This window comes from Sphingomonas arantia (assembly GCF_042682045.1).
GTDB classification, from domain to species: domain Bacteria; phylum Pseudomonadota; class Alphaproteobacteria; order Sphingomonadales; family Sphingomonadaceae; genus Sphingomonas_R; species Sphingomonas_R arantia.
In genome coordinates this window covers 60938-71153 of sequence record NZ_JBHUGS010000002.1, presented here as the reverse complement: position 1 = coordinate 71153, position 10216 = coordinate 60938, and the positions used below count along the sequence as shown (strand labels likewise).

Genomic DNA, 10216 nt, shown 5'->3' with positions numbered 1-10216 from the left:
ATCTACTGATAGACCGGGACCGGCGTCCGCAGGCTCGTCGCGTTGAACCCCTGTTTCAGATTGGTCGGCATGGTCGGCGCGACGATGTCGGTCGCCGCGGCGGTCCCGACGAACGTGTTCCCGACAACACCGACGACGGTGTTGCCTTCGCTGTAGAGGATCGCTCCGGAACCCGCGATGCCGGCGCTTCCGCAGCTTCCGAAGCTGTTGCCCGAAACGGTCACCTGCATCGACGCCGTCAGGTCCAGGCAGGACCGGTTCCCCCCGAAAATCGCGTTCCCCGTGATGCTGATCCCATCGGCCAGGGGGTTTGCCAGCCGGACCGCGTCGGAGCGGAAATGGGTGACGACATTCCCCGATATCGCGACCTTGGTGACCGGTCGCGGTTTGCCCGTCATGTTGGTCAGAATGCGAATGCCGTCGCTGCTCTGACGCAGATTGCCGTCGAACAGGGCGCCGGTGATCGTGACGTTGCCGACATACACGCTCGGCTGATCATTCTCCGGCCTGATGTCCATCAGGTGGATCGCCTGACCGACATAATTTGGCCCGGCCATGTAGAACCCGTCACTGGCCAGCAGCTCGATCCCCACCTCGGTACCGGGATCACCGACACCCGCGCCGGTCAGCGCGACGTTGCTGAGGAAAACCCCATAGGTCGTCTGCGCGGCGGCCGTGCCGCGCGTGCGAAAATCGCGATCGCCCGCCCGGTAACCGGCCCGCACACGAAGGTAGCGGCTACCGGCAACCGGCTGCCCGTCGCCCGGGACGGCACCCCCCGCCGGGGCCGGCGTGCTCGCGCGATACACCTTCACGTTCGTCAGGAACACATTGCTGGCGCCAACCAGGTCGATCAGGATCGGGAAGTTCGACACGTCGACATCCGTCATGCGGACATTGACCGCCTGTTCGACCTTCACACCGCAATCGCCGGCGCGCGACATGGCGGGCGCCGCGATCAGCGACAGACCGCGCAGCAGGGCGCCATCGATCGTCCGACCGTAAGGCAAATCCTCTCCCCCTGGACCGAACCGGATCGCGCAGCGGTTGCCGGGATACCGCAAGGGCGCGGTCGATGTCCCGGTGAACGCGATGATCGTCTCGCTGACACCGTCTCCCTCCAGACCACCCCCACCCAGCGTGAAGTCGAGCGGCCCGCTGAGTGTGTAGTTGCCTCTCCCAATCCTGAGAATCTCGCCGGGATGCGCCGCGATTGCCGCCGTGACTGCGGCATGAATGTCCGTGCCCGGCGTCACCGGCACATCGAATTTGGCTGAGGCGGGCGTCGCGGACAGGACGGCGGCGACCATGCCGACAAGGATACGCATTGCTTGCTCCGACGATGATTGGCCAGGGTGCAGCGGTTCGCCTCCAGCATGCAACTTTTCCGTCGGCAGGGATTGGCACGACACCAAGGATTCCGGTTCGCGACGCCTGCCCGACACTCGACCGGAAGCACCGTTCCCGGTACGCCCGTCGCGAACCGAAAACGGATCCTGCGACGGCATGCGACCTCTGCTCGTGGTCTCGACGACCCTCCTGCTGCTCTCGGCGGTGGCGCCAGCAGCTGGTTCTGATCGTTCCCCTTACCTTTGCGGTACTCCGGACGTGTCCGGCCAGGACAAAAACGGCCCTGCACCAACGGCGACTGCCCTGGTGGGCACGTACCGGTGCAGCGAAGAGGGCGTCGTCGTCACCCTCCGGCTCGACGCGGACGGCCGCTTCGAGGAACGGATGGAGGGCGACGGGATGCGCGAGGAAGGCAATTCCGGCGTACCGGTCAGGCCGCACATCACCTCCGGCCGCTGGCAGGTCGAGGGATGGATGTTGCGCCTGTCCCGACAACCCGCACAACCGTCCGTCGACCAGACGGCCCGGATCGCAGACGCGCGCGGACAGGCGGTGATCGTCCCGTTCGGCATCACCGGTGCGGTCCTCCGTCGCGTCACGAACGATCGGTAGCCACCCGCACGACCTCAGACGGTCAGTTGATCGCTTCGGAGAACCGACATCGTCATGCAGGACCAACCATCGTGCCGCCAGGGGCACGCATGACGGGGAGATCGCCTGCACGTACCGGGTCGTGTCGCGCGCCGGTTCGTCGGAGACGCAGGCCACCGTCTACCGCGTGCAGGGCGTCTGGACCATGACCCCCACCGACAAGGTCGATCTTCCGTTCCCCGATCCCAGGCTCCATATCGAAGAGCGCGCGATGCAGACCATTCCCGCGCGAACCGTCGACCGAGCACCATCTGTCCGTGCGAGCGGCCCCGGCCCCACCGCTTGACCGTCGATACCAGGCCGGCCCCGTTCAGTCCCGCTCGCGACGATCAGACGCGCATCGCCGCGACGAATGCCCGGAAAGCGGCCGTGGGCTGGCGTCGGCTGGGATAATAGAGATGGTTCGGGGGCAGGACGGGCGCCCAGCCCGCCAGCACCTCGACCAGCGAGCCTTCCGCCAGTTGCAGCGCGGCGTGCGGGAGCGGCAGACAAGTCACGCCCAGCCCCGCCAGCGCGGCATCGCGCATCACGTCGACATCGTTGGTGATGAAATCGCCGCGGACCGCCCGCTCGGTCGTCCTGCCATCCCGCTCGAACGCCCAGCGGTGGACGACGCCGGATGACGTGTATCGGTAACATAGACAACGATGTGCGCCCAGGTCGTCGGGATCGACCGGTGCCACGCGCCCGGCGAGATAGGCCGGCGCGGCGACGAACACGAGCGGCACCGGCGCGCTGATCCGCACCGATATCATGTCGGCCTGCAACGTCTGCGCATGGCGAACGCCGCAATCGAAGCGGTCGGCGACGATATCGACGAACCCGTCGTCCACGACCAGCTCGACCGCGATGTCGGGAAAAGCGCGCGCAAAGTCGGCCAGCCGCGGCAGGACGGCATAGATCGCCGCGACCCGGTGCGCGCTGACCCGGATCCGCCCCGCCGGCCGCTCGCGGGCACCGTCCAGATCCTCCAGCGCCCCCGCGACCGAGGCGATCGCCGGGCGCAACCGCAGCAGCAGTTCATCCCCCGCAGGCGTCGGCGCCAGCGACCGCGTCGTCCGGTCGAGCAGCCGGACGCCGAGCTTGGTCTCCAGCGACCGCATCGCATGGCTGAGCGCGGACGCCGACAGCCCGAGCCGCGTCGCCGCCCGCGCAAAGCTTCCGGCCTCGACGATCGCCTCGAATACCGCCAGCCCAGACCACAGATCACGATCCATTGCTGAACATCCTTCAGCGACCCATGCGCCGCAGACCGTCTAATCCCGGCACCGCTTCTCGTCCATCTCATGGCGACAACATGCAGGACGCCGCCATGAACCTCGACACCTATCGCCCGCTCGGCCGCTCCGGCCTGCTCGTCAGCCCGCTGGCACTCGGCACCATGACCTTCGGCACGCCGCGCTGGGGGCTGGACGAGGCCGGCAGCCGCGCCGTGTTCGATCGCTATACGGACCTCGGCGGCAATTTCATCGACACTGCCGACGTCTATGCCGGCGGCCGATCGGAGGAGATGGTCGGCGCGTTCGTCGCCGCGCAATCCGCGCGCGACCGGATCGTCATCGCGACCAAGTCCGGCTTCGCCACCGGCCGCGGCTATCATGCCGGCGGCCACGGCGCGCGCCACGTCCTCGCCTCCGTCGATGCATCGCTCCGCCGGCTCCGCACGGACTTCATCGACCTGTACTGGGTGCATGTCTGGGACGGCGTCACGCCGGCCGAGGAACTGTTGCGGACGATGACCGGCCTCGTCGCGGCGGGCAAGATCCGCTATTGGGGCCTCTCCAACAGCCCCGCCTGGTATGTCGCCGAACTCGCGACGCTGGCGCGGGTCCGCGGCGATCCGGCCCCGATCGGCCTGCAATATTTCTACTCACTCGTCGAACGTGGGGTCGAGGCGGAGCATCTCCCGCTGGCGCGCTCGGCCGGCATGGGCCTCGTTCCCTGGAGCCCGCTCGCCTACGGCCTGCTGACCGGCAAGTACGACCGCGCCACCGTCGAGGCGGGTCCGAAGCGCACGGGCGGCGTCCCCAACCAAGCCAATCAGGGCGACGCGGCGCGGCCCACCGACGACAAGCGCCTCGATGGCGACAACCCGTTCGGCGACACGCTGTTCACCGATCGCAACTGGCAGATCCTCGACGTCCTGAAACGCGTCGCCACGGCGATCGACGAAACGCCGGCGCGCGTCGCGCTGGCCTGGGTCGTCGGGCGGCCGGGCGTCGCATCGACCCTGATGGGGGTGAGCCGGGCAGAGCAGGTCACTGACAACGTCGCCGCCCTCGGTCTACAGCTTCCGCCGGAACACCGTGCCGCGCTCGACGCGGTCAGCGGCGGCAACCTGCCGTTCCTCTACGGCCTGTTCGAACAGGCCGCACGCAACCAGATCGTCTTCGGTGGCGGGGATATCCGGAGCTAGGGACGTGCCGTCGAACCGTGAACGCCAATGCCGAGATCCAGGCGCAGCAACGAGGCCGGATCAGAACAGCTTGCGCAGCGACAGCGTCACGACGCGGCCGCGCGGATCGAGCAGGTCGGGCTGGTAGCGATACGGCACCGCCCCGCTGGGGTCGCGGACCCGCTGACGCGCATCGGTCACGTTCGTGATGTCCAGTTTTAGGCCGAGACTCCGGGCCCAGTCCTGCTTCGACAGGAAATGGTGGACGCTCAGCGTGAAGCCCATGTTCGCCTTGCACAGCGGCGCGAAACGCAGCGTCGACGCGGGCACCGCCCCGCTGATCCGCGCCCGGCCCGTACAGTAGAAATCGAACGTGCCGCCGTTGCCCAGATAGTTGATCCCGCCATATCCATAACCCGCCACCCGCGGCGTGATGAAACCAGACAGCGTATCGCCGGCCAGCAGGTCCAGCGTACCCGCGCCCGGCCTCAGCTCTACGCGGTCCGAAAACCGGACCGTCGGCCCCAGCCCGCCGTAAAAGCTGGGCCGGTCGGGCGGCGGACCGCCGGGCGTGGCCGGCGGCCTGGCGCGGCCGATCTGGCCGGTGGCGCTCAACGTCATGTTGAGCGTCCGCTGCCGCTCGCGAAAGATGTTCGTCGGCCGGAACGCCACCGACGACAGCGCACCGTTGGCATCGCGCACGAACAGGTCGGGCAGCCCCGCCTCGGTCTCGGGCGTCAGTGCGTAGACCGTCTGGACGCCGTTCGCGATCCGGGTCGTCTCGTACGTCGCGCCGATCCGCAGCTCGCGGCCTGCGAACGGCTTGATCGTCGCGCCGATCGACTGCACGCGGCGACGCTCGGCGAGCAGATCCGGGTTGCCGCCGACCAGCAGCGTGACCAGCGTCGACCGGCCGTTCGCGAAATCGAAGAGCGATACCTGCGGCGCGCTCGACTGCGGCGCCGCAAGCTGGTCGAGCGTCGGCGCCGTGCCCGACTGCTTGAGCTGGACGAGGACCTGCACCGGCGGGACCGGCGACCAGTTGAGCCCCAGCGTCGCGTCCGCCAGCGTCCCGAACCGTCCGACCCGGCGCACCGTGCCCGACGCGTTGGCGGACAGCTCCCCCGCCCATGGCAGGAACGCCTCGCGCCGCGACGCCAGCGGCACGTCGACCGCCACCGCCCCCTCGATCCGGCCGCGCCCGAACGCCACCGCATAAGGATCGGCGCCGCGCGTCTCGCCCTCGGTCCGCGTCTGTTCGGTCTCGACCGTCCCGGTCACCGTCACCCGCCCGGCGGGCACGCGCAGCGGACGACCGGTCGCGACCAGCTTGGCCCCCGCCCCCTGCGTCGTCTGCACCGTCCGGTCGATCAGCTGATCGGCGACCAGTGCCGGTGCGAACGGCTGGAACGGATCGGCACCCGCCGCGATCGCCGCGTTCGCGGCCGCAACGTCGATCCCCTTGAAGATGACGCCGGCCCGGCGCTGCGTATCGACCGTCCCGGTCAAATCCCACTGCCACCCGCGCACCGCGCCACGCACCACCCCGCCCGCGTGCAACGTCGTCGTCTCGACCCGCTGACGGAGCTGCGACGCCTCGACCAGGTATCGCTGGAGCAGCACGTCGTTGGCGAAGGGCGAAAAGGGATTGTCGGCCGGCACGAACAGCGTGGCGCCGGCGGGTCCGAACAGGGTGACGTCGCGGCTATGGTCGGCGGTCACCGTCACCGAACCCGACAGCTTCGGGCCGATCCGGTCGGCCAGCACCGCCTCGCCGTGGATCGTGTCGTTCGCCGGTGCCAGCGATCGGAACGGCGCGATATCGAACAGCCGCGGCTGGTTCGGCGCCGCGGCGAACCCCGCCAGATCGGGCAGGGCGATCGGCACGGGCGCGATCGTCACGACCTGCCCGGCCAGCGCGGACAGGCCGGGGTCGATCTCGCCGCCCAGACCGGTCACGTTGCCGCGGGCATCGAACGGCACGTCGGGATCCGGCCGGATGTTGTGCCGCGACTGCAACAGATTATCCGTGTGGCGCGCGTCGAACGACAGCGTCAGGCGCCGGTCGTTCGCCAGCCGGGTCAGGTCGACATGCGCATTTTTGGTGCCGCCACCCCCGCGCGTCGTGCCGCCGGCCGCGGCCTTCACCGCCACCTGCCGGAATCGCCGCTTCGTGATGAAGTTCACCACCCGCCGCGTAGGCGGATAGCCATATTGCAGCGCCACCGGCTCGGGCAGCACATCGACCCGCTCGATCGCCTCGGGCGGCAGATTGCCGATATCCTGATATCCCGACACGCGCTGCGCATTCAGCAGGAAGATCGGTTCCTGCCCGTCGCCCGACTGCGTCACGGCGCGCAGCGGGCGCAGCAGTTCAGCGATCGAGGTCGCCCCGCTCGCGGCGATTGCCGCGCTGTCCAGCGTCGCCACCGGCTGCAGGTCGGTCTGCACCGCACCGCGCCGACCGATGACCACCACATCGCCGTCGCTAATCACCGCCTCGGGACGTGCATCCGGTGGGACCTGGCAAGCCGCGTGAGCGGCCGGGACCACCGCACCCACCACCATCAATGCCCGCCCGAACCCCGAGTTGCTCCGCACCGGTGCCCCCCGTTCGCGCCGCACGATTGCTAACCGCAGCATCGGACAAGAGCAATGGGCCGCTCGACATCTTTGAATTGATCGAAACTATACTTGCCAGCGATGCGATCATTACCGCTGTCGTTGTCCCGCCAAACCCCGCAGAACCAGGCCTTGCCGGTTCGGGCCGAACCGCGACCCGTTGACGGACAGCCGATCCGTGCCGACGACGTGTCGGTTCACCGTTCGCTTCACGCCCCGCTTCCGGTAAGGCTGCCGCTCATGGTCATTCCGCTCCTCGCCCTGCTCGCCGCACTGGCCGCCCCTGCCGCTGCCAATGCCAGGACCGCCGACCGCGTCGTCGCGATCCACCGCAAGATCGCCGATCCTAACGGCGGCCTCGTCGTGGTCGCGCATCGCGGCTGCCACGCCGCGGCCCCCGCGCACAAGCTGGCCAGCGCACCGGAAAACTCGCTGGCCGCGCTCGACAACTGCGTCGCGCTCGGCGTCGACGTGATGGAGACCGACGTCCGCCGCGGCGTCGACGGCAGCCTCGTGATGATCCACGATGCGACACTCGATCGCACGACGGACGGCACCGGGCTCGTCGCGACCATGGCCCTGGCGCAGCTGCGCAAGGTCCGGCTGCGCGCCGACCTGGGCGGTACCGCCGCCCCCGTCACCGATGCGCACATCGTCACGCTGGACGAGATGCTGGCCCATGCGAAGGGCCGGATCGTCCTCAACCTGGACATCAAGGACGCGATCCATGCCGAAGTCATCGACGCGGTGATCCGCGCCGGCGCGCAGGACGGGGTGATCGTCAAGACGACCGCAGGCGACCAGTCGAAGCCGCTCACCCCGATGCAACCGTTCAACCTCGTGCCGTTCATGCCGATCCTGCGCTTCTCGGGCGACGAACGGCAGTTGCTCGACGTCGCGCGGATCCAGCTGTCGGGTTCGCGCAAGCCGATCGGCTTCGAACTGCCGCGGCTGTCCCCCGCGATCATGCCGGCACTGGCCGAAATGGCGCGCAAGAACCGGATCCGCCTGTGGCTCAACACGCTCGACAACGGCTATATCGCCGAGCTTGGCGGCGACAATCAGGCGCTCGCCGATCCGGCACGGGTCTGGGGCAGTATCCGGCGGCTCGGCGTGTCGATGATCCAGACCGACAATCCCGAGGCCCTGATCGCCTACGAAGCCGGCACCGCGTCCCGCGTCCCGGCGGCGGCTGCCCGCTAGGGTGAATCCGTTACGCGTCCCCGCCCGTGGCGGGTAAGGACGACGGCATGCGGATCACGACCTTTGCCCGGCCTTTACAGCTCGGCCTCACGCGGCTGGGGATGCTCTAGATGGCCGACGGCGTCAGACCCAGCCGCGGCAGCCCGCCGCCCCGGCCCACCACCTGGCGCGAGCGGCTGGGCGCGCTGCGGAACCTGCCGCCGTTCCTCGCCATGGTGTGGCGCACCAGCCGGCTGCTGACCGCGACCACGCTTGCGGTGCGGCTCGTCCGCGCGCTGCTGCCGATCGCGACGCTGTTCGTGGGCAAGCTGATCATCGACGAGGTCGTCCACCTCACCCAGCTTGTCGATCGCCCGACGGGCCTCGGCGCGTGGCTAAGCTCCGGGCTCCTCGGTCGCCTCGAAATCCTCCTAGCGGCGGAGTTCGCGCTGGCCGTCGCCTCCGACCTGCTCGGCCGGGTGGTCTCGCTGGTCGACGGCCTGCTGTCGGACCGGGTCAGCAACGACGCCAGCGTCCGCCTGATGGAACACGCGGCCACGCTCGACCTCGCCGACTTCGAGGACGCCGCGTTCCAGGATCGCATGGACCGCGCGCGGATGCAGGCGAGCGGCCGCATGTCGCTGATGGGCCAGCTGTTCGGGCAGGCGCAGGACATCGTCACGGTCGCCAGCTTCGCCGCCGGCCTGGTGGTCTACGCGCCCTGGCTGATGGTCCTGCTCGCCGTCGCGCTCGTCCCCTCGTTCCTCGGCGAAGCGCACTTCAACGCACTCAGCTACGCGCTCAGCTACGTCCGCACGCCCCAGCGCCGCGAACTGGATTATGTCCGCCAGGTCGCCGCCAGCGCGGACACCGCCAAGGAGGTCAAGATCTTCGGCCTCAGCGCGTTTCTGATCGATCGCTACCGCACAATCTCGCGTGATACCTACGCGGCCAGCCGCCGACTGGCGTTGCGCCGCGCGCTCTGGGGCTCAGGTTTCGCCGCCCTCGGGACGATCGCCTACTACGCCGCCTATGCCTATATCGCCTGGCGCGCGGTCAGTGGATCGCTGTCGATCGGCGACCTCACCTTCCTCGCCGCCTCGTTCCTGCGGCTGCGCGGCCTCCTCGAAGGGCTGCTGACCGGCTTCTCGTCGACCGCGGGCCAGGCGCTCTACATCGACGACCTGTTCTCCTTCCTGCGGACCGTGCCGGGGATCGCCTCACCGGCGGACGCCCTCCCCTTCCCGCACCCCGTCCGTCAGGGCTTCGTGTTCGAGGATGTCGGCTTCCGCTATCCGGGCGCAGAGCGTTGGGCGGTGCGCCATCTGTCCTTCACGCTCGCACCCGGCGAGGTGCTGGCACTGGTCGGCGAGAACGGCGCCGGCAAGACGACGCTCGTGAAGCTGCTCGCCCGGCTCTACGATCCCGTCGAGGGCCGCGTGCTGCTCGATGGCCGCGACCTGCGCGACTATGATCTCGACGCGCTGCGCTCCGCGATCGGCGTGATCTTCCAGGATTTTGTGCGCTACAACCTGCCGGCCGCCGACAATATCGCGGTCGGCCGGATCGAGGCGCGCGGCGATCGCCAGAGGATCGAGGCCGCCGCCACGGCCGCGCTGGCGGACGGCGTCGTCGCCAAGCTGCCGGACGGCTACGACCAGATGATCGGCAAGCGCTTCCGCAACGGCGTCGACCTGTCGGGCGGCGAGTGGCAGAAAATGGCGATCGCCCGCGCCTACATGCGCGATGCCGAGGTGCTGATCCTCGACGAACCGACCGCCGCACTCGACGCGCGCGCCGAGTATGAGGTGTTCGAGCGGTTCCGCGAACTGAGCGCGGGGCGGTCCGCGGTCCTGATCTCGCACCGCTTCTCCAGCGTCCGTATGGCCGATCGCATCCTGGTGCTCGGCAACGGCCGCGTCGAGGCGTCCGGAACGCATACCGAGCTGCTCGCCGCCGGCGGCCGCTACGCGGAATTGTTCGAGCTGCAGGCGGCCGGCTACCGTTGATTTGCCC

Annotated in this window: 7 protein-coding genes; 4 read left to right on the top strand and 3 right to left on the bottom strand. The window is 69.1% G+C overall.

Annotation, left to right across the window (positions count from 1 at the left end; genetic code table 11):
* Nucleotides 1-2: 2 nt before the first annotated feature.
* Nucleotides 3-1328: a hypothetical protein gene (locus tag ACFSGX_RS06090; protein WP_380928344.1), complete on the bottom strand. Its 1326-nt coding sequence runs from the start codon at nucleotides 1326-1328 to the stop codon at nucleotides 3-5.
* Between the two features lie 280 nt (nucleotides 1329-1608).
* Here ACFSGX_RS06090 and ACFSGX_RS06085 point away from each other — a divergent pair, with 280 nt between their 5' ends.
* Nucleotides 1609-1962, top strand: a complete 354-nt coding sequence (locus ACFSGX_RS06085) for a hypothetical protein (protein ID WP_380928343.1) — start codon at nucleotides 1609-1611, stop codon at nucleotides 1960-1962.
* 368 nt (nucleotides 1963-2330) lie between these two features.
* On the opposite strand, the gene ACFSGX_RS06080 is transcribed toward ACFSGX_RS06085, so the two are convergent.
* Nucleotides 2331-3218, bottom strand: a complete 888-nt coding sequence (locus ACFSGX_RS06080) for a LysR family transcriptional regulator (RefSeq protein WP_380928342.1) — start codon at nucleotides 3216-3218, stop codon at nucleotides 2331-2333.
* A 95-nt stretch (nucleotides 3219-3313) separates the two neighbouring features.
* Here ACFSGX_RS06080 and ACFSGX_RS06075 point away from each other — a divergent pair, with 95 nt between their 5' ends.
* Nucleotides 3314-4417, top strand: a complete 1104-nt coding sequence (locus ACFSGX_RS06075) for an aldo/keto reductase (RefSeq protein ID WP_380928340.1) — start codon at nucleotides 3314-3316, stop codon at nucleotides 4415-4417.
* 60 nt (nucleotides 4418-4477) lie between these two features.
* Here ACFSGX_RS06075 and ACFSGX_RS06070 read toward each other — a convergent pair whose 3' ends face one another.
* Nucleotides 4478-7039 carry a TonB-dependent receptor gene (locus ACFSGX_RS06070; RefSeq protein WP_380928338.1) on the bottom strand — a complete coding sequence of 854 codons (2562 nt, stop codon included), beginning with the start codon at nucleotides 7037-7039 and terminating at the stop codon, nucleotides 4478-4480.
* Nucleotides 7040-7258: 219 nt separating this feature from the next.
* On the opposite strand from ACFSGX_RS06070, the gene ACFSGX_RS06065 reads away from it, so the two are divergent.
* Nucleotides 7259-8221, top strand: a complete 963-nt coding sequence (locus tag ACFSGX_RS06065) for a glycerophosphodiester phosphodiesterase family protein (RefSeq protein ID WP_380928337.1) — start codon at nucleotides 7259-7261, stop codon at nucleotides 8219-8221.
* A gap of 110 nt (nucleotides 8222-8331) precedes the next feature.
* Nucleotides 8332-10209 carry an ABC transporter ATP-binding protein gene (locus ACFSGX_RS06060; RefSeq protein WP_380928336.1) on the top strand — a complete coding sequence of 626 codons (1878 nt, stop codon included), beginning with the start codon at nucleotides 8332-8334 and terminating at the stop codon, nucleotides 10207-10209.
* Nucleotides 10210-10216 lie beyond the last annotated feature (7 nt).

Coding starts and splice junctions, on each gene's coding strand:
- ACFSGX_RS06090 (WP_380928344.1), bottom strand. CDS start 1,328: ATGCGTATCCTTGTCGGCATGGTCGCCGCCGTCCTGTCCGCGACGCCC.
- ACFSGX_RS06080 (WP_380928342.1), bottom strand. CDS start 3,218: ATGGATCGTGATCTGTGGTCTGGGCTGGCGGTATTCGAGGCGATCGTC.
- ACFSGX_RS06075 (WP_380928340.1), top strand. CDS start 3,314: ATGAACCTCGACACCTATCGCCCGCTCGGCCGCTCCGGCCTGCTCGTC.
- ACFSGX_RS06070 (WP_380928338.1), bottom strand. CDS start 7,039: ATGCTGCGGTTAGCAATCGTGCGGCGCGAACGGGGGGCACCGGTGCGG.
- ACFSGX_RS06065 (WP_380928337.1), top strand. CDS start 7,259: ATGGTCATTCCGCTCCTCGCCCTGCTCGCCGCACTGGCCGCCCCTGCC.
- ACFSGX_RS06060 (WP_380928336.1), top strand. CDS start 8,332: ATGGCCGACGGCGTCAGACCCAGCCGCGGCAGCCCGCCGCCCCGGCCC.